Origin of the sequence: Cereibacter sphaeroides 2.4.1 (genome assembly GCF_000012905.2) — a bacterium.
GTDB classification, from domain to species: domain Bacteria; phylum Pseudomonadota; class Alphaproteobacteria; order Rhodobacterales; family Rhodobacteraceae; genus Cereibacter_A; species Cereibacter_A sphaeroides.
Genome location: NC_007493.2, coordinates 892,409 through 910,169, shown reverse-complemented (window position 1 = coordinate 910,169; position 17,761 = coordinate 892,409). Strand labels below are relative to the sequence as shown.

Annotated in this window: 17 protein-coding genes; 8 read left to right on the top strand and 9 right to left on the bottom strand. The window is 69.0% G+C overall.

Annotation, left to right across the window (positions count from 1 at the left end; translation table 11 throughout):
* Nucleotides 1-36: 36 nt before the first annotated feature.
* Nucleotides 37-585 carry a gamma-glutamylcyclotransferase gene (locus RSP_RS04490; RefSeq protein ID WP_011337380.1) on the bottom strand — a complete coding sequence of 183 codons (549 nt, stop codon included), beginning with the start codon at nucleotides 583-585 and terminating at the stop codon, nucleotides 37-39.
* A 60-nt stretch (nucleotides 586-645) separates the two neighbouring features.
* On the opposite strand from RSP_RS04490, the gene RSP_RS04485 reads away from it, so the two are divergent.
* Nucleotides 646-1,641 (top strand): DUF2125 domain-containing protein, encoded by a 996-nt coding sequence (locus RSP_RS04485; RefSeq protein WP_011337379.1) that lies wholly within the window; start codon nucleotides 646-648, stop codon nucleotides 1,639-1,641.
* A gap of 2 nt (nucleotides 1,642-1,643) precedes the next feature.
* On the opposite strand, the gene RSP_RS04480 is transcribed toward RSP_RS04485, so the two are convergent.
* From RSP_RS04480 to RSP_RS04460, 5 genes are all read right to left on the bottom strand, one after another.
* Nucleotides 1,644-2,501: an extensin-like domain-containing protein gene (locus RSP_RS04480; protein ID WP_011337378.1), complete on the bottom strand. Its 858-nt coding sequence runs from the start codon at nucleotides 2,499-2,501 to the stop codon at nucleotides 1,644-1,646.
* A 5-nt stretch (nucleotides 2,502-2,506) separates the two neighbouring features.
* Nucleotides 2,507-3,442 carry a prephenate/arogenate dehydrogenase family protein gene (locus RSP_RS04475; RefSeq protein WP_002719447.1) on the bottom strand — a complete coding sequence of 312 codons (936 nt, stop codon included), beginning with the start codon at nucleotides 3,440-3,442 and terminating at the stop codon, nucleotides 2,507-2,509.
* Nucleotides 3,442-4,527: a histidinol-phosphate transaminase gene (gene hisC, locus RSP_RS04470; RefSeq protein ID WP_011337377.1), complete on the bottom strand. Its 1,086-nt coding sequence runs from the start codon at nucleotides 4,525-4,527 to the stop codon at nucleotides 3,442-3,444. The genes RSP_RS04475 and hisC overlap by 1 nt, the downstream gene beginning before the upstream one ends.
* A gap of 243 nt (nucleotides 4,528-4,770) precedes the next feature.
* Nucleotides 4,771-5,391, bottom strand: a complete 621-nt coding sequence (gene rpsD / locus RSP_RS04465) for a 30S ribosomal protein S4 (protein WP_002719445.1) — start codon at nucleotides 5,389-5,391, stop codon at nucleotides 4,771-4,773.
* Between the two features lie 145 nt (nucleotides 5,392-5,536).
* Nucleotides 5,537-5,788: a hypothetical protein gene (locus RSP_RS04460; protein ID WP_043840477.1), complete on the bottom strand. Its 252-nt coding sequence runs from the start codon at nucleotides 5,786-5,788 to the stop codon at nucleotides 5,537-5,539.
* 27 nt (nucleotides 5,789-5,815) lie between these two features.
* Between RSP_RS04460 and chrA the strand changes: the two genes are divergently transcribed.
* Nucleotides 5,816-6,994, top strand: coding sequence for a chromate efflux transporter (gene chrA, locus RSP_RS04455; RefSeq protein WP_011337376.1), 1,179 nt, complete (start codon nucleotides 5,816-5,818; stop codon nucleotides 6,992-6,994).
* Nucleotides 6,995-7,004: 10 nt separating this feature from the next.
* Here the strand turns inward: chrA and RSP_RS04450 are convergent, their stop codons facing one another.
* Both RSP_RS04450 and RSP_RS04445 read right to left on the bottom strand, forming a co-directional pair.
* Nucleotides 7,005-7,712: a response regulator transcription factor gene (locus RSP_RS04450; protein ID WP_011337375.1), complete on the bottom strand. Its 708-nt coding sequence runs from the start codon at nucleotides 7,710-7,712 to the stop codon at nucleotides 7,005-7,007.
* Nucleotides 7,709-9,631 (bottom strand): PAS-domain containing protein, encoded by a 1,923-nt coding sequence (locus RSP_RS04445; protein ID WP_011337374.1) that lies wholly within the window; start codon nucleotides 9,629-9,631, stop codon nucleotides 7,709-7,711. The genes RSP_RS04450 and RSP_RS04445 overlap by 4 nt, the downstream gene beginning before the upstream one ends.
* 560 nt (nucleotides 9,632-10,191) lie before the next feature.
* On the opposite strand from RSP_RS04445, the gene RSP_RS04440 reads away from it, so the two are divergent.
* Nucleotides 10,192-12,153 (top strand): long-chain fatty acid--CoA ligase, encoded by a 1,962-nt coding sequence (locus RSP_RS04440; protein ID WP_011337373.1) that lies wholly within the window; start codon nucleotides 10,192-10,194, stop codon nucleotides 12,151-12,153.
* Nucleotides 12,154-12,158: 5 nt separating this feature from the next.
* Here RSP_RS04440 and RSP_RS04435 read toward each other — a convergent pair whose 3' ends face one another.
* Complete coding sequence (locus tag RSP_RS04435; RefSeq protein WP_017140135.1) at nucleotides 12,159-12,341, bottom strand: hypothetical protein; 183 nt, start codon at nucleotides 12,339-12,341, stop codon at nucleotides 12,159-12,161.
* A 100-nt stretch (nucleotides 12,342-12,441) separates the two neighbouring features.
* Here RSP_RS04435 and RSP_RS04430 point away from each other — a divergent pair, with 100 nt between their 5' ends.
* From RSP_RS04430 to RSP_RS04410, 5 genes are all read left to right on the top strand, one after another.
* Complete coding sequence (locus RSP_RS04430) at nucleotides 12,442-13,281, top strand: ABC transporter ATP-binding protein (protein ID WP_011337372.1); 840 nt, start codon at nucleotides 12,442-12,444, stop codon at nucleotides 13,279-13,281.
* 134 nt (nucleotides 13,282-13,415) lie between these two features.
* Entirely contained in the window at nucleotides 13,416-14,405 is a 990-nt protein-coding gene (locus RSP_RS04425) for a branched-chain amino acid ABC transporter permease (protein ID WP_002719438.1), read from the top strand.
* A gap of 3 nt (nucleotides 14,406-14,408) precedes the next feature.
* Entirely contained in the window at nucleotides 14,409-15,485 is a 1,077-nt protein-coding gene (locus RSP_RS04420; protein ID WP_002719437.1) for a branched-chain amino acid ABC transporter permease, read from the top strand.
* Between the two features lie 60 nt (nucleotides 15,486-15,545).
* On the top strand, nucleotides 15,546-16,835 hold the full coding sequence (locus RSP_RS04415; protein WP_011337371.1) for an ABC transporter substrate-binding protein: 1,290 nt from the start codon (nucleotides 15,546-15,548) through the stop codon (nucleotides 16,833-16,835).
* Between the two features lie 86 nt (nucleotides 16,836-16,921).
* On the top strand, nucleotides 16,922-17,752 hold the full coding sequence (locus RSP_RS04410; protein WP_002719435.1) for an ABC transporter ATP-binding protein: 831 nt from the start codon (nucleotides 16,922-16,924) through the stop codon (nucleotides 17,750-17,752).
* The last annotated feature ends 9 nt before the right edge of the window (nucleotides 17,753-17,761 follow it).

Below are 17,761 nucleotides of genomic sequence, written 5' to 3'. Positions count from 1 at the left end.
AGGCCGGGGCCCTTCGGCTGCCAACGGGGAATGAGGTCAGGAAACCGGATCGTTGCCCAATGCACGCACCCGTGTTGCAAGCCAGCACAGGTCGGGGTCGCTGATGCCGAGGCTCTGGAGGTGGGCCACCGTGTGCAGCAGATAATCGCGGTTCGGCCCCCGCTCGCCCGCGGCGCGCGCAATGATCTGCGCCTGCGCCTCGAGATCGAGGCCGCCGCAATATTGGCCGTGGTCGGGGTCGATGACGTAGCTCACGGCCTCGACGGTCTCTCCGGTGGCAAGCGTCACCGGAAGCCAGCGCTCCAGATAGGCGTTGCTGATGAGTTCACGCTTGCGGAGCGCCGCGAGCGTCTCGGCCTCGGCGCCGGGCGTGACCTGAAAGCCCACACCGAGGCACGCCCCCCCGGGGGCTGCATCCAGCGCCAGCACGAGGCCCGGATCGGTCGCGGTGCCGCGATAATGGATCGAATGCATGCAGAAGCTGCGGTGCCAGCCGTCAAGGCGCGCGATGACGCTGCGGGCCACGGGAAACCCCGGGTCCCAGATCAGCGATCCGTAGCCGAAAACCCAGAGCGGCGGCTCCATGCTGGTCCTCCTGATCCCTGCCCTGTAGCATCGGGGCGCGGGGATGGGAAAGGGTGCGGAATGCGCAAGTTGCTCGGTCTGGTTCTGGTGCTGGCCCTTCTCTGGGCAGGATGGTGGGTGGCAGGCTCCGCCCTCGTGCGTCAGGCGGCAGAGGCCTTCTTCGCCCAGCAGCGCGCGGCGGGGCGGCTGGCCGAGCATGAGGGTCTGTCGGTGCGCGGCTTTCCGAACCGGTTCGACCTGACGGTCGAGAACCTCCGGCTGGCCGATCCTGCAACGGGCCTCGGCTGGCGCGCGCCCTTCGTCCAGCTCTTCGCAATGAGCTGGAAGCCCTGGCACCTGATCGCGGCGCTGCCGCCCGAGCAGGAGATCGACCTCGACGGCCAGACCGTCACGCTGAATGCCTCGGCGCTCCGGGCGAGCCTCATCGTCTCGCCGAGCGCGACTCTGCCGCTCGACCGCACCGCCTCTGCCGGTCAGGCGCTGGTCCTGCGCTCGTCCGCGGGCTGGAGCGTGCGGCTCGACGAGGCACAGCTTGCGACGCGCCGGATGGGTGACGATGCCACGCGGCACGAGATCGGTCTCGACTTGGCGGGGGTGGCCCCCGAGGGCGCCTTCGCCGCGGCGGCCGAACGCGCGGGCCTGCCGCCGCGCCTGTCCCAGCTGCGCCTTCTCGCCGAGGCCGGCTTCTCCGCGCCGATCGACCGCGAGCTGGGCACGTCGCGGCCGCAGTTGCGGTCACTCACGCTGCGTGAATCCCAGCTCGACTGGGGATCGCTGCAACTGACGGGCTCGGGCGAGCTCACCTTCGACGCCGCGGGGATGCCCGAGGGGCGCATCGATCTGGCACTCGGCAACTGGCGACAGGCGATCCGCGCGGCGGCCGAGCTCGGCTATCTGGACGCCGAGTCGGTGCCGGCGTGGGAGCGCGGGCTCGGCATCTTCGCTGCCCGCTCGGGCGGCGAGAAGCTTCAGGTGCCGCTGAACTTCAGCAAGGGCTGGATGAGCCTCGGCCCCCTGCCCCTCGGCCCTGCCCCGCGCCTCGGCCCCGCCGGCTGAGCTCAGCGGCAGTAGGGCGTGCGGCGCGCCACCGTGTCGAAATGCAGATGGTCTTCGTGGAACCCGTCCGAGCCGGGCCCGAGGGTGGTGCCGAAGATGCCGCAGGCGGCCTTGTGCGAGGCCCGGATCATCTTCTCGCGATGATAGTCCCGCGCGATGGAAACGGACTTGCCGTTGGCCAGCGTGAAGCCCGAGACGTCGACCGCCTTGCCGCGGCCGTGCTCGCTCACCGGCGCGCCGCGCTGGTTGTTGCGGCTGCGGCAGGTATAGGCGCCCGCAATCTGGAGCTTCACGACCTCGGAGGGCACGTTCGGCCGCAGGCCGCGATTGATCCAGCTCTTGAGCGCGCGGGCGGTGCCGCAATCCATCGTGGCGGCCATGCTGAGCGCCACCCCGTCGATGGAGGTGACCTGCACCGGCTCGGCGATGCCGCAGCCGCGCAGCTTGCCCGCAATCGGCGCGAGCGTGGCGCCGCGGATCGTGGGATCGCCGCAGACCGACCCCCTGCGGGTCTGGACCATGGCGCTGCCCGGCAGGGTGCGCACGGCGGCGGCCTTCACGACGGTCTCGGGCGGACGGGCCTTCGGGCGGAACAGCGAGCCCAGAAAGCCCTTGCGGGCAGGCTCGGGCCTCGCAGGAGCGAGGAAGCTCATGGCGGGCTCGGCCGCGGCGACCGCGGCCAGTTTCACCGCCGGCCGGGCTCGGGGACGCAGCGCCTCGGCAGGCGCGGCGCTGTCCGGCGCATCGGCCATCACGGCCACGGTGCGCGGCGCCGGGCGCGGCGACGTCTGGGGCGCATCCGCGAAAGCGGTTCCCGCCATGAGACCGGTGACGAGAACCAGCGCCCCGAATGCCTGCATCGTGTCTAGCCCTTTTCTGTGCCCTTGCCGGCCTCGGCCGCGCGGCCGAAGTCCGGTGCTGCCGTGTCCTGACCCGCCTCGATGATCCCGCGGCGGATCGCGCGCGTGCGCGTGAAATATTCGAACAGGTGATCCCCATCACCCAGTCGAATGGCCCTTTGCAGCGCGAAAAGCTCTTCGGTGAAACGCCCGAGAATGTCCAGCGTCGCCTCCTTGTTTGTCAAGAAGACATCTCTCCACATGGTGGGGTCCGAGGCCGCGATGCGCGTAAAGTCGCGGAAACCCGCCGCCGAGTAGCGGATTATTTCCGACTGGGTGACGCGGCGGAGATGATCGGCGACCCCCACCATCGTGTAGGCGATCAGGTGCGGCGTGTGGCTCGTCACCGCCAGCACGAGGTCGTGGTGGGCGGCATCCATCTCCTCGACATTGGCGCCCATCCCCTCGCAGAGCGCGCGGAGCCGCGCGACGGCCTCGGGATCCGCGCCTTCGGGCGGCGTGAGCAGCCACCAGCGATTGCGGAAGAGCGTGGCGAAGCCCGAGCGGGGACCGGAATGTTCGGTGCCCGCAAGCGGGTGGCCGGGAACGAAATGCACGCCTTCGGGGACATGCGGCGCCACCGCCGTGATGACGGCCTGCTTGACCGAGCCCACGTCGGTCACGGTCGCGCCGGGGGCCAGATGCGGTGCGATCTCGGCGGCGATGGCGCCCATCGCCCCCACCGGCACGGCCAGGACCACCAGATCCGCGCCCGCCACGGCCTCGGCCGCAGTCTCGAACACCCGGTCGCAGAGCCCGATCTCGACCGCCGCCGCCCGCGTCTCGGCGCTGCGGGCATGGCCCGTGATCTCGGTCGCAAGGCCCGCGGCGCGGATCGCATGGGCCATCGACGAGGCGATGAGCCCGAGGCCGATCAGCGCAACGCGTTCGTAGAGGGCCATCAGCGCATCCTCTTGAACTGGCCGATCGCATGGGCGACGCGGCGGCACGAGGCCTCGTCGCCGATGGTGATGCGCAGGCAGTGCGGCAGCTTGTAGCCCGCAACGCGGCGCACGATCAGCCCCTGCGTCTGCAGATGGAGGTCGCAGGCCTCGGCCTCCTCGGTATCCGAGAAACGGGCGAGGATGAAGTTCGCCATCGATGTATCGGACGGCACGCCGATTTCCGCCAGCGCCTCGGCCAGCCAGATGCGCCAGCGCGCATTGTCGGCGCGGCAGCGGGCGACATGGTCCTGATCGCGCACCGCGGCCTCGGCGGTCTCGAGCTGTGTGGTCGAGAGGTTGAAGGGCCCCCGGATCCGGTTCAGCACGTCGATGATGGCTTTCGGCCCGTAACCCCAGCCCACGCGCAGCCCGCCCAGCCCGTAGATCTTCGAGAAGGTCCGCGTCATGACGACGTTGCCGCGCTCCTCGATCAGGGCGAGGCCCGCGTCATAGCCCGGCACATATTCGGCATAGGCCCCGTCGAGCACGAGGATCGCCTGCGCCGGCAGCCCCGCGGCCAACCGCGCGAGATCGGCCTGCCCGATCATGGTGCCCGTCGGGTTGTTGGGGTTGGCGAGGAACACCAGCCGCGTGTGCGGCGTGCAGGCGGCGAGGATCGCATCCACGTCGGTCGTGCGCTCGCGCTCGGGCACCTCGACCGGATTGGCCCCGACCGCCAGGGCCGAGATCCGGTACATGAGGAAGCCGTGCTCGGTGAAGACCACATCCGTGTGCGGCCCGGCATAGGCCTGGCACAGGAAGGTGATGATCTCGTCCGAGCCCACGCCGCAGATCACGCGGGCGGGATCGAGCCCGTGCACCTCGGCGATGGCATGGCGCAGGCCCGCATGGTCGGTCGAGGGATAGCGGTGCAGCGTATGGACCGAGCGCAGGAATGCCTCCTTCGCCTTGGGCGAGGGGCCGAACGGGTTCTCGTTCGACGACAGCTTCAGCGCGTTCTGGATGCCCGCCACATGGCTCTTGCCGCCCTCGTAGAGGGCAATGTCGAGAATCCCGGGCTGGGGGCGTATGGCGTCACTCATGGGTCACCTTCCTCTGCCAGCGGGTTCTATCCGCGGCGGGGCGGCGAGGCCAGTGCGAACTCAACGGGAACGGGCGGTCCTAGAGGCAATGCTGCCCTCAGGCCACAAGGTCTGGAGGACATCCCTGCATATGGCGGACAAAAAAAGCCGCCCCACAAGGCGGGGCGGCGGAAGGTTGGGCGGTGGCGCAGTCCGGAAAGACGCGCCCGCGCCCGGGGACGGGGCGGCGATGCGCCCCTCGCCTCAGTTCTTCGCGTAGAATTCGACCACGAGGTTCGGTTCCATCTGAACCGGATAGGGCACGTCGCCCAGACCCGGGGTGCGGACGAAGGTGGCCGTCATCTTGGAATAGTCGACTTCGATGTAGTCCGGCACGTCACGCTCGGCGAGTTGCGTGGCCTCGAGCACGAGGGCCAGCTGGCGCGATTTCTCGCGGACCTGGATCACGTCGCCTTCCTTGCAGCGGTAGGAGCCGATGTTCACGCGCTGGCCGTTCACGGTCACGTGGCCGTGGTTCACGAACTGGCGGGCGGCGAAGATGGTCGGCACGAACTTGGCGCGGTAGACGATCGCATCGAGACGGCGCTCGAGCAGGCCCACGAGCATTTCGCCGGTGTCGCCCTTGACGCGCTCGGCTTCCGCGAAGATCTTGCGGAACTGCTTCTCGGTCAGGTCGCCGTAGTAGCCCTTCAGCTTCTGCTTGGCGCGCAGCTGCGTGCCGAAGTCCGAGAGCTTGTTCTTGCGGCGCTGGCCGTGCTGGCCGGGGCCGTATTCGCGCTTGTTCACCGGGGACTTCGGACGGCCCCAGATGTTCTCGCCCATACGGCGGTCGATCTTGTATTTGGCAGAGGTGCGCTTGGTCACCGCTGATCTCCTTCGATTGTGAAGGGCGTTGTCCTTTCCCGGAGACCGGGCGACAGGTCATCCCCTCGCGGGGGCCACCAACACCAATGAAAACCCCGGGCCGATTGCCCGGGGATGCGCGCTTATACAAGCCCCGGACCGGGTGTCAACAGCCCCCGCACCGCGCCCTCGCCACCGATCTCCGGGCGGTTCGATCCCCTTGCCCGCCGGGTGCCTGTCGCCCGTGCATCGTCCACGGTCTCACGCTCCATCCGCCCTTGCCCTTGCCCTTGCCCTTGCCCTTGCCCTTGCCCTTGCCCTTGCCCTTGCCCTTGCCCTTGCCCTTGCCCTTGCCCTTGCCCTTGCCCTTGCCCTTGCCCTTGCCCTTGCCCTTGCGGGCGAGGCAGGATGCGCGCACCTTCCCTGCCGTCAAGCGGAGCCGCTCATGCACAGCGACAAAGGCGGCCGGGCGGCCGAGGTCTTCCTGGCCTTTCTCAGGCTCGGGCTGACCTCGTTCGGGGGACCGGTGGCGCATCTGGGCTATTTCCGGGCCGAGCTGGTGGAGCGACGGCGCTGGATGGACGACCGCGCCTATGCCGATCTCGTCGCCCTCTGCCAGTTCCTGCCGGGGCCGGCCTCGAGTCAGGTGGGCTTCGCCATGGGCCTGCACCGCGCCGGGCCTAGCGGCGCGCTGGCGGCCTGGGCGGGGTTCACCCTGCCCTCGGCCCTCCTCATGGCGGCCTTCGGGCTTGCGGCGGGCCAGATCGCCCATCCCGCAGCGCTGGGCGCGCTCGCAGGGCTGAAGGTGGTGGCGGTGGCCATCGTGGCGCAGGCCGTCTGGGGGATGGCGGCGAGCCTCTGTCCCGACCGGGAGCGGGCAAGCCTTGCCGCGGCGGCGGCCGCCCTCGCCGTGCTGGTGCCCGAGGCCCCGGGCCAGATCGGCGCGATCCTCCTCGGGGCGCTTGCGGGCCTCTGGATCGCCCGCGACACGGCCCCCGCGGCGACGGACGGCGGAGCAGGGCCGCCACTCCTCTCCCGACGCGCGGGGATCGCCTGCCTTGCCGCCTGCGCGATGCTCCTTGCCATCCTGCCGCTTCTGTCCGGGCTCTCGCCCCTCCTTGCGCTGGCCGACGGCATGGCGCGGGCGGGGGCGCTGGTCTTCGGCGGCGGCCATGTCGTTCTGCCGCTGCTCGAGGCCGAGACGGTCCGGGCGGGTCTTGTCACGCCGGATGCTTTCCTCGCGGGCTACGGGGCGGCGCAGGCGATGCCGGGGCCCCTCTTCACCTTCGCGGCCCATCTTGGGGCGGTGGCGGCGGGCCCCGTCGGCGCGGCGGTGGCGCTGGTCGCGATCTTCGCGCCGGGCCTCCTCCTTCTCTGCGGGGCGCTGCCCTTCTGGGACCGGCTGCGCCGGATGCCCCACGCGCAGAGGGCGATGCGGGGCGCCAATGCCGCGGTGGTGGGCCTCCTCGGCGCCGCGCTCTGGGAGCCGGTCTTCACCGCGGGCGTGACGGGCCCCCTGCCCTTCGCCATGGCGCTCGCGGGCTTCGTGCTGCTCACCCAGTGGCGCACGCCGCCGCTCTGGATCGTGCTGGCGGGCGCGGGGCTGGGCGCGGCCTTCTTCTGAGGCGGCCGGCTCAGCGCCACTCGACCTCGCCCAAGAAGATGTAGCCCGCGCCATAGATCGTCTTGATGAGCGTGGGGTTGCGCGGGTCCTCGCCGAGCTTCGTGCGCAGGCGCGAGATCCGCACATCCATAGCCCGGTCGAAGCTCTCGCCCGCGGCGCCGCCGAGGCTCTCCTGCATCTGCGCCCGCGAGATCAGTCGCCGCGGGCTTTCGAGAAAGAGCCGCAGCACCTCGCCCTCGGCATGGGAGAAGGCGACTTCCGCCCCGTCTCCGGCCACGAGGAGGTAGCGGTCGAAATGCGCGGTCCAGCCGGAGAAATGCGCGGTCTGGGTGGCGGGAACGCTCTCGGCGCGTCCCTTTCTCAGCCGCGCGCGCACCCGCGCCACCACCTCGGCCGGATCGAAGGGCTTGATGATGTAGTCGTCGGCGCCGAGCTCGAGGCCCGTCACCCGGTCCTGCACCTGCGCGCGGCCCGAGACGATGATGATGGCCGCCCCCGATTCGAGGGCGAGCCGGTGGACGACGGCCAGCCCGTCGCGGTCGGGCAGGCCCAGATCGACGAGGCAGACATCGGGCGCGCGCCGCTTCAGCGCCGCCTCGAATTCGGTCGCGCGGCCGAAGGCGGTGGTCTGGAAGCCAGCCTCCTCGAGGGCCAGGGCCAGCATCCGGCGGATCTCGGGCTCGTCGTCGAGGATGGCCACGAGGGGCGCGCGGCTCATGCGGAGGCTCCGAGGCAGGCGGCGAGATCCGCCGCATCGAAGGGCTTGGCCAGAACCGGCGCCAGCGTCTCGGCGCGCGCCCGGCGCGCGTCGCCTGCGGGCAGCGAGGTCATGAGCACGAGCCGCGCGGCCCCCGCCCGCCCGGCCAGCGCCTCGGCCAGATCGATCCCCGAGAGGCGGCCCGGCAGGTTCACGTCCGACAGGACGAGCTCCACCCCCGGCAGGTCGAGGAGCGTCAGCGCCTCGTCGGCACTGGCGGCCTCGATCACGCTATGGCCCCCGGCGCGGAGCATCCCGCGCACGGTCTCGCGGATGTCGGGATCGTCCTCGACGAGGAGCACGAGCATCGGCGGCGCGGCCTCGTCGGCCCGCCGCAGCGGCAGGCGGAGCTGAACCGCCGCCCCGCCGCCGGGGCGGTTGCCGAGGCGCACGGTGCCGCCTGCAAGCTTGATCTGGTCGTAGACCATCGAGAGGCCCAGCCCCGAACCCATGCCGCCCTTGGTGGTGAAGAACGGATCGAGCGCCCGTTCGAGCGCCGCCTCGGTGAAGCCCGGCCCGTCATCCTCGACGAGGATCTCGATCCAGGCGTCGCGCACGGGGCGCGCCGTCAGGCGGATGGTGCCGCCCGCGGGCCCGATCGCATCGCGCGCATTCAGGATGAGGTTCAGCGCCGCATCCTGCAGCCCGCCCGCATCGAGCATCACCGGCGGGATCGGCTCGGGCATGGCGATCTCGAGCGCCACCCCCTCGGGCAGGGTCGGGCCTGCCATGAGCCGCAGGTCGGCGAGGAACCGCGCGAGCTCCGTGGCGGTGGGCTTCAGCGCCCGCTTGCCCGAGATCGAGGCGATCTGGTCGAGAAGCCCGCCCCCGCGCCGCGCCGCGGCCACGGTGGCCGCGACCAACTGGCGGCCCTCCTCGGGCAGGTCCATCCGCTCGAGCCGGCCCTGCAGCCCGAGGATGACGGTCAAGAGGTTGGCGAAATCATGGGCGAGCCCCGAGGTGAGCTGCGCCGTCAGCTCGCGCTTGCGGGTCTGGATAAGCGCCTCGCGCGCCTGCGTCTCGGCGGTGACATCCATCGACAGGATATAGACGCCATTGATCGGCCCGTCGCCGGTGCGGTCGGGGGTGAAGGCCGCGCGGATGCGCGAGCCGCTGTCCTCGTCGGAGAATTCGAGCACCGAGGCCTCGCCCTCGAGCGCGCGGAGCAGGCACGGGCGGATGCGGGCGAAGAGCCCCTCGCCCAGAGCCTCGCGCCCGGTGAGGCCGAGAATGTCGGACGGCCGGCCGGGGATCACCTGCGACAGGCGACGGTTGGAATAGGTATAGCGCAGATCGCGGCCGACATGGGCGATGTGGGCGGGCATCATCTCGGTGGTCAGGCGGGTGCGCGCCTCCATCTCGGTCAGCTCGCGCTGCGCCTCTTCCAGCGCGGCGTTGGTTGCGGCGAGCGCGCGGTTGGCCTGCGCCAGCCGCTCGGCATGGGCCAGCACCTCGCCCGACAGAACCTCGGACCGGGCGCGCAGCAGGCTCTCCTGCAGCTTGATCTCGGTGATGTCGGTATAGACCGTGACCCAGCCGCCCTGCGGCAGCGGCGCGCCCTCGACCGAGATCCAGCGCCCGGAGGGCCGCTCGCGCTCCATGTAATGCGGCTGGAAGGTGCGCGCGGCGGCGACGCGGATGCGCACCGCCTCGTCGGCATCCTCGACGGGGCCGTATTCGCCGCGCTCGACGAGATAGCGGATCGTCTCGGTGAAATCCGCGCCGGAGCTGGCCAGCCGCTCGGGCAGGTCGAACATCTCGCGGAAGCGGCGGTTCCAGACCGCGAGCTTGAGGTCGCTGTCATAGATCGACAGCGCCTGCTGGATCAGGTTCAGCCCCGCCCGCGTGAGCGGCTCGAGCGGCTCGTCTCTCTCCGGCATCCCGCATCCTCCCACCTCTTGGCTAGCACCGGCCCCCCGTCCCGCGGAAGGGGCATCCGCGCGGACGGCCGCCGCGTCACTTCCGCCGCGTGCGCGGCCAGCTCCGCGCCGGGAACGGCTGACTGGAGGGACTGGAGGGAGGTGCCGGTTGCGGGGGCATCGAACCCCCGCAACCGGCGCTGCCGCGGACAGGCCCGGGCGGCCGATTGCGCCCGTCCGTGGGTGCGCGGGTGATATCGCGAAACCAGATGCTCTGCCGGACTGAGAGGCTGAGAGGCTGAGAGCTCATGATCCCGGGGGGATGGCGGAAGAGCCGCAACCGCCGGGAGGGTGCCTGCCCGGCCGTTGGGAGGCGCGCACCGCCGGGCGGAGGCGGCCACAAGACCGCGGGAGCGGGGACGGCGCGACCTTCTCGACCTGTTACAATTCGCAAGGATTGCGAAAAAGTCGCGCAACCATTGCAGGCGAGGCTCCTCGGGCGAAGGGCGGGATCGCCAAGAATCCTCCCCTCGCCCGACCGATCCCGGAGGAGGGGGCCGGTCGCATCAGGGAGGATTGGAATGGCCGAAACGGGGGACCTCGTCTCGATTCCGGCGCTGCTGCACAGGAACGCCACCGCGTTCCCGCGCCAGCCCGCCTATCGGGAGAAGGAATTCGGCATCTGGCAGGTCTGGAGCTGGGCGGAGGCGGCGTCCGAGATCCGCGCCATCGCGCTGGGCTTCCTCGCGCTCGGCATGCAGCGCGGCGACCATGTGGCGGTGGTGGGGCGCAATCGCCCGGCGCTCTACTGGTCGATGGTGGCGGCGCAGATGTGCGGCGCGGTGCCCGTGCCGCTCTATCAGGACGCGGTCGCCGAGGAGATGGTCTATGTTCTCGACCATTGCGGCGCGCGCTTCGTCATCTGCGGCGATCAGGAGCAGGTCGACAAGGTCATCGAGGTGCAGGACCGGATCCACCATATCGAGCAGGTGGTCTATGTCGACAAGCGGGGCATGCGGAAATACGACCATTCCCGCATGAACTGGCTCGAGGATGTCGTGGCCGAGGGCCGGGCCGCCCATCGCCGCTTCGACGAAGAGCTCGACCGCCGGATCGCCGAGCTCGACTACGGCTCGACCTGCGTGATGCTCTATACCTCGGGGACGACCGGCAAGCCCAAGGGCGTGGTCCTGTCGAACCGCAACATCATCGAGACCTCGAAGAATTCGGTCGCGTTCGATGGCTTGCGCCCCGGCGACGAGGTGCTGGCCTATCTGCCGATGGCCTGGGTCGGCGATTTCATCTTCTCGGTCGGTCAGGCGATGTGGACGGGCTTCTGCGTGAACTGCCCCGAGAGCGCGACCACCATGATGAACGATCTGCGGGAGATCGGGCCCACCTATTTCTTCGCCCCGCCGCGCGTCTTCGAGGGCCAGCTCACCAATGTGATGATCCGCATGGAGGATGCGGGCCGGATCAAGAAGGCGCTCTTCCGGCACTATATGGAGGTGGCCCGCCGGGTGGGCCCCGCGATCCTCGACGGCAGACCTGTGAGCACCGCAGACCGGATCGCCTACTGGATCGGCGACAAGCTGATCTACGGGCCGCTGAAGAACACGCTCGGCTTCTCGCGCGTGCGGGTGGGCTATACGGCGGGCGAGGCCATCGGGCCGGAGATCTTCGACTTCTACCGCTCGCTCGGCATCAACCTGAAGCAGCTCTACGGCCAGACCGAGGCCTCGGTCTTCATCACCCAGCAGCCCGATGGACAGGTGCGCTCGGACACGGTGGGCGTGCCCTCGCCCGGCGTCGAGGTGCGGATCGCCGAGACCGGCGAGGTGTTCTACCGCTCGCCCGGCACCTTCGTGGCCTATTACAAGAACCCCGAAAGCACCGCCTCGACCAAGGATGCCGAGGGCTGGGTCGCCACCGGCGACGCGGGCTTCTTCGAGGAGGCCACCGGCCACCTGCGGATCATCGACCGCGCCAAGGACGTGGGCAAGATGGCCGACGGGCGGCTCTTCGCGCCGAAATATGTCGAGAACAAGCTGAAGTTCTATCCCTCGATCCTCGAGGCCGTGGTCTTCGGCAACGGGCGCGAGCGCTGCACCGCCTTCCTCAACATCGACCTCGCCGCCGTGGGCAACTGGGCCGAGCGCAACAACATCGCCTATTCCTCCTATCAGGAGCTGGCGGGCCACCCGAAGGTCTACGAGATGATGAAGGGCCATGTGGAGGAGGTGAACCGCTCCGTGGCCGAGGATCCGATGCTGTCGGGCTGCCAGATCCACCGCTTCCTGATCCTGCACAAGGAGCTGGACGCCGACGACGGCGAGATGACCCGCACCCGCAAGGTGCGCCGCAAGGTCATCGAGGAGAAATACCACGACCTGATCGCCGCGCTCTACGACGGGCGGACCAGCATCCACACCGAGACCGAGGTCACCTACGAGGACGGCCGCAAGGGCGCGATCCGCGCCACGCTGAGGATCGAGGACGCCGCCACCCACGGCGCCTCCGCGCAGAGGATGGCTGCCGAATGACACTCTCAGCGTTGATCTGCCCACGCCCAGAGCCTGATGCGAAGTTCGACCTCGACCTCGACCTCAACCTCACCGGCGCAGGCGGCCGCAGCGAACGGACACATACTCAGCCGCTCGAAGGCGCGCTGAACACCCAACTCACAAACGAGGTCCACCCGTTCGACGAACAAGTCCATCTGGAATGCCATCCTGTCGCTCCGCTTTGCCTTCACACGGCGGGAGCTTCTCCGAAGCGTGACGGGCCACCGATGCACGCTCGACGTCGACAGATAGAAGGGAAGACGCGGCATGACAGCGCTCATCGATATGCCTGAAGCCATGGTCAGGGGTCCGGAGCCAACCGACGAGCGCCGCATCGGCGGGGTGCTGATGGAGATGAAGAACATCACGCTCCGCTTCGGCGGCGTGAAGGCCATCACCGACATCAGCTTCGACATCCGCGAGGGCGAGATCCGCGCGATCATCGGGCCGAACGGGGCCGGCAAATCCTCGATGCTGAACGTGATTTCGGGCTTCTATGTGCCGCAGGAGGGCGAGGTCTGGTTCCGCGGAAAGCGGCGGCCGCAGATGAAGCCCTATGAGGTGGCCCAGCAGGGCATCGCCCGCACCTTCCAGAACATCGCCCTCTTCGAGGGGATGAGCGTGCTCGACAACATCATGACGGGGCGCCTCACGCTGATGAAGACCGGTCTCTGGAGCCAGGCGCTCTGGTGGGGCCGCGCGCAGGCCGAGGAGGTCGAGCACCGCGCGAAGGTCGAGAGGATCATCGACTTCCTCGAGATCCAGCATATCCGCAAGACGCCGGTCGGCCGCCTGCCCTATGGGCTCAAGAAGCGGGTGGAGCTTGCCCGCGCGCTGGCCACCGAGCCGAAGCTCCTGCTCCTCGACGAGCCGATGGCGGGCATGAACGTCGAGGAGAAGGAGGACATGTGCCGCTTCATCCTCGACACGAACGACGAGTTCGGCACGACCATCGCGCTGATCGAGCATGACATGGGGGTGGTCATGGACCTCTCGGACCGCGTCGTGGTGATGGACTACGGCAAGAAGATCGGCGACGGCACCCCCGACGAGATCCGCAGCAACAAGGCCGTGATCGACGCCTATCTGGGGGTGCAGCATGACTGAGGCCCCGATCCCCGGCGCGCGCCTGCCGGAGGTGCCGCACCCGCGGCTCCTGGGCGACGCTTCCCTGCGGGCGGAAGCCCCGCATGCCCGCGCCCCGTCCGCCCCGTTCCCGCCCGCTGCCGAGGAGGCGCCCGATGCTGCCTGACCAGCTTGTCTACGCCATGGAAGTCACCCTGAACGGCCTGATGGCCGGGGTGATGTATGCGCTCGTGGCGCTCGGCTTCGTGCTGATCTTCAAGGCCTCGGGCATCTTCAACTACGCGCAGGGGGTGCTCGCGCTCTTTGCCGCGCTGACGCTGGTGGGGCTGCAGAACGGTCAGATCCCCTTCGCCCATCTCATCAACGCGGCCCTCGGCACCAACCTGCACAGCTTCGGCTGGACGCTGCCCGCGGCTCTGGCCATCGCCCTCACCGCCCTCGTGATGGTGGGCCTCGCCTGGGCCATCGAGCGGCTGATCCTGAAGCATCTGGTGAACCAGGAGCCGATCATCCTCTTCATGGCGACCATCGGGCTTGCCTATTTCCTCGAGGGGCTGGGCGACGTCATGTGGGGCGCAGACATCAAGATGCTCGACGTGGGCCTGCCGCAGGGCATCTCGGAGGGGATCGAGGCGGTCACGGCCGAATGGTTCGGCTACGGCTTCTTCATCGACAGGCTCGACATCGTGGCGACGCTGGTCGCGGCGGCGCTGGTCGCGGCGCTCACGCTCTTCTCGCAATATACCAAATACGGCCGCGCGCTGCGCGCCGTGGCCGACGACCATCAGGCGGCGCTGTCGGTCGGCATCTCGCTCCGCTTCGTCTGGGTGCTGGTCTGGTCGATCGCGGGCTTCGTGGCCCTCATCGCGGGCATCATGTGGGGGGCGAAGTCGGGTGTGCAGTTCTCGCTCTCGCTCATCGCGCTGAAGGCGCTGCCCGTCCTCATGCTCGGCGGCTTCACCTCGATCCCCGGCGCCATCGTGGGCGGGCTCATCATCGGCATGGGCGAGAAGCTGTTCGAGTTCTTTGCGGGCCCCCTGATCGGCGGCGCGACCGAGAACTGGTTCGCCTATGTGCTCGCACTCCTGTTCCTCGTCTTCCGGCCGCAGGGCCTGTTCGGCGAACGCATCATCGAGAGGGTCTGATCCATGCTTTACCGTGAAGCGGGCGAGTTCAAGACGAGCTACGCGCAGGACAGCCAGACCTTCCCGATCTGGTGGGACCGGCTCTGGTATCAGGTGGCGCTGGTCGTGGGCTTCGCCATCCTGCCCTTCGTCATCAACGACTACTGGGCCAATGCCGTGGTCGTGCCCTTCCTGATCTATGCCATCGCGGCCATCGGGCTCAACATCCTGACCGGCTACTGCGGGCAGGTGAGCCTCGGGACGGGCGGCTTCATGGCGGTGGGGGCCTATGCGGTCTACAAGCTGATGACCGCCTTTCCCGACGTGCCGATCCTGATCCATGTGATCCTCGCAGGCGCGATCACCGCGGGCGTGGGCGTGCTCTTCGGCCTGCCCTCGCTCCGGATCAAGGGCTTCTATCTGGCCGTCGCCACGCTCGCCGCGCAGTTCTTTCTCGTCTGGCTCTTCAACAAGGTGCCGTGGTTCTACAACTACTCGGCCTCGGGCCAGATCACCGCGCCCGAGCGGACCATGTTCGGCATCGCGGTGACGGGGGCCAACACACCCGCTTGGGCCAAGTATCTCTTCTGCGCGGCCTTCCTCTTCGCGCTGGCCTGGATCGCGCGGAACCTCACGCGCGGCACCATCGGCCGGAAGTGGATGGCCATCCGCGACATGGACATCGCGGCCGAGATCATCGGGGTGAACCCGCTCACGACCAAGCTATCGGCCTTTGCGGTCTCGTCCTTCTTCATCGGCATCGCGGGGGCGCTGTTCTTCGCGGTCTATCTCGGCGCGGCCGAGGTGGGCGAGGCCTTCGGGATCCAGAAGTCCTTCCTCATTCTCTTCATGATCATCATCGGGGGCCTCGGCAGCATCTTCGGCAGCTTCGCGGGCGCCGCCTTCCTCGTGCTCCTGCCGGTCTTTCTCAAGAACGTGCTGGTGGGCGGGCTCGGCTGGCCCTCGGATCTCGCGGCCCACATCGAGCTCATGATCGTGGGCGCGCTCATCATCGGATTTCTCATCCTCGAGCCGCACGGGCTGGCCCAGCTCTGGCGCGTGCTCAAGGAGAAGCTGCGGCTGTGGCCCTTCCCGCACTGACGCGGGGGCGGCCGGACGAAGGCCGGGACAACCGGCAAAGGACCAACGGGAGGAGTGTCCATGAGAAAGAGTTTCACCCTGCTCGCCGCGACGGCGCTCGCCGCCGCGACGGCGGGCGCGGCGCAGGCGGATCTCGTCGTGCCGAACCTCAGCTACCGCACCGGCCCCTTCGCCGCGGGCGGCATCCCCTATGCCGACGGCTTTCAGGATTACTTCACGCTGCTGAACGAGCGTGACGGCGGCATCGGCGGCGAGATCGTCAAGACCCCGGAATGCGAAACGGCCTACAACACCGAGAAGGGCGTCGAGTGCTACGAGGCCACCAAGGGCCAGGGGGCGCTCGTCTACAACCCGCTCTCGACCGGCATCACCTACCAGCTCATCCCGAAGATGCAGGCGGACGGGATCACCCTCTACACGCCGGGCTACGGGCGGACCTCGGCCGCCAACGGCCGCGTTTTCGAATGGGTGTTCAACTACCCGGCCAACTACTGGGACGGCGCTTCCGTCGCGGTCAAGTATCTGCTCGACCAGAACGGCGGCAGTCTCGAGGGCAAGAAGATCGCGCTGCTCTATCACAACTCCGCCTACGGCAAGGAGCCGATCCGCACGCTCGAGGAACTGTCGAAGAAACACGGCTTCACCCTCTCGACCCTCCCCATCGACAGCCCCGGCCAGGAGCAGAAGAGCCAGTGGCTCCAGGTCCGGCGCGAGAAGCCGGATTACGTCCTGTTCTGGGGCTGGGGCGTGATGAACTCGGTCGCGATCCAGGAGGCCGCGAACATCCGCTTCCCGATGGAGAATTTCATCGGCATCTGGTGGTCGGGCTCCGAGAATGACGTGGCCCCCGCGGGCGCCGGCGCGAACGGCTACAAGTCGCTGACCATGCACGGTGTGGGGTCCGACTATCCGGTCTATGCCGACCTGAAGCAGTATGTCGTCGACGCGGGCAAGGCGGCGGGCGACGGCTCGAACGTGGGCACCGTGATCTACTCCCGCGGCATGTATGCGGCCATGGTCATCGCCGAGGCGATCCGCAAGGCACAGGAGCTGGCCGGCACCCCGGCCGTGAACGCGGCCCAGGTGCGTGACGGCTTCGAGGCGCTCGAGATCACCGAGGCGCGCATGAAGGAGCTGGGCCTGCCCGACTTCGGCCAGCCCTTCAAGGCCACCTGCGCCGACCATGGCGGCCCGGGCATGGCGCGCATCCAGCAATGGGATGCGAGCGCCAAGCGCTGGACGCTCGTCACCGACTGGATCGCCCCCGACGATGCGGTGCTCGACCCGCTCGTGGCCGAGGATTCCGCGGCTTACGCCAAGGAAGCCGGCCTCTCCGAGCGCTGCAACTGATCCGGCGCGCCGGCCCTCCGGGGCCGGCCGCATCCGCTCCCGGCGGGCCCGCTGCGGGCCCTCCCTCCCCTGCCGAGGCCATGCCCATGTTCGACGACCGCCCCTCCCCCCGGACCGATACCCTGCTCGAGGTCAACAACATCGAGGTGATCTACAACCATGTCATCCTCGTCCTGAAGGGGGTGAGCCTGCAGGTCCCGAAGGGCGGCGTCACAGCCCTCCTCGGCGGCAACGGCGCGGGCAAGACCACCACGCTGAAAGCGATTTCCAACCTGCTCCGCTCCGAGCGGGGCGAGGTCACGAAGGGCGCGATCCTTTACCGCGGCGAGCGGGTGCAGGATCTCGACCCCGCGACGCTCGTCCGCCGCGGCGTGATCCAGGTGATGGAGGGCCGGCACTGTTTCGAGCATCTGACCGTGGAGGAGAATCTTCTCACCGGCGCCTATACCCGCAAGGACGGGCGCGCGGCGGTGATGGAGGATCTCGAGATGGTCTATACCTACTTCCCGCGCCTGCGCGAACGGCGGAAAAGTCAGGCGGGCTACACCTCGGGCGGCGAGCAGCAGATGGTCGCCATGGGCCGCGCCTTGATGAGCCGGCCCGAGATGATCCTGCTCGACGAACCCTCGATGGGCCTCGCGCCGCAGCTTGTCGAACAGATATTCGAAATCGTGCGCGCGGTGAACGAGGGCGAGGGCGTGACCTTCCTGCTGGCCGAGCAGAACACCAACGTGGCGCTGCGCTACGCCCACACCGGCTATATCCTCGAGAGCGGCCGGGTGGTGATGGAGGGCACGGCGCAGGAGCTGCGCGAGAACCCCGACGTCAAGGAATTCTACCTCGGCATGTCCGACAAGGGCCGCAAGTCGTTCCGCGACGTCCGCTCCTACCGGCGGCGCAAGCGGTGGCTGGCATGAGGGGAGAGA

What these genes read in the sequence shown, in the direction of transcription:
- RSP_RS04490 (WP_011337380.1), bottom strand. Translation starts at nt 585, where the DNA reads ATGGAGCCGCCGCTCTGGGTTTTCGGCTACGGATCGCTGATCTGGGAC.
- RSP_RS04485 (WP_011337379.1), top strand. Translation starts at nt 646, where the DNA reads ATGCGCAAGTTGCTCGGTCTGGTTCTGGTGCTGGCCCTTCTCTGGGCA.
- RSP_RS04480 (WP_011337378.1), bottom strand. Translation starts at nt 2,501, where the DNA reads ATGCAGGCATTCGGGGCGCTGGTTCTCGTCACCGGTCTCATGGCGGGA.
- RSP_RS04475 (WP_002719447.1), bottom strand. Translation starts at nt 3,442, where the DNA reads ATGGCCCTCTACGAACGCGTTGCGCTGATCGGCCTCGGGCTCATCGCC.
- hisC (WP_011337377.1), bottom strand. Translation starts at nt 4,527, where the DNA reads ATGAGTGACGCCATACGCCCCCAGCCCGGGATTCTCGACATTGCCCTC.
- chrA (WP_011337376.1), top strand. Translation starts at nt 5,816, where the DNA reads ATGCACAGCGACAAAGGCGGCCGGGCGGCCGAGGTCTTCCTGGCCTTT.
- RSP_RS04450 (WP_011337375.1), bottom strand. Translation starts at nt 7,712, where the DNA reads ATGAGCCGCGCGCCCCTCGTGGCCATCCTCGACGACGAGCCCGAGATC.
- RSP_RS04445 (WP_011337374.1), bottom strand. Translation starts at nt 9,631, where the DNA reads ATGCCGGAGAGAGACGAGCCGCTCGAGCCGCTCACGCGGGCGGGGCTG.
- RSP_RS04440 (WP_011337373.1), top strand. Translation starts at nt 10,192, where the DNA reads ATGGCCGAAACGGGGGACCTCGTCTCGATTCCGGCGCTGCTGCACAGG.
- RSP_RS04435 (WP_017140135.1), bottom strand. Translation starts at nt 12,341, where the DNA reads ATGGCATTCCAGATGGACTTGTTCGTCGAACGGGTGGACCTCGTTTGT.
- RSP_RS04430 (WP_011337372.1), top strand. Translation starts at nt 12,442, where the DNA reads ATGACAGCGCTCATCGATATGCCTGAAGCCATGGTCAGGGGTCCGGAG.
- RSP_RS04425 (WP_002719438.1), top strand. Translation starts at nt 13,416, where the DNA reads ATGCTGCCTGACCAGCTTGTCTACGCCATGGAAGTCACCCTGAACGGC.
- RSP_RS04420 (WP_002719437.1), top strand. Translation starts at nt 14,409, where the DNA reads ATGCTTTACCGTGAAGCGGGCGAGTTCAAGACGAGCTACGCGCAGGAC.
- RSP_RS04415 (WP_011337371.1), top strand. Translation starts at nt 15,546, where the DNA reads ATGAGAAAGAGTTTCACCCTGCTCGCCGCGACGGCGCTCGCCGCCGCG.
- RSP_RS04410 (WP_002719435.1), top strand. Translation starts at nt 16,922, where the DNA reads ATGTTCGACGACCGCCCCTCCCCCCGGACCGATACCCTGCTCGAGGTC.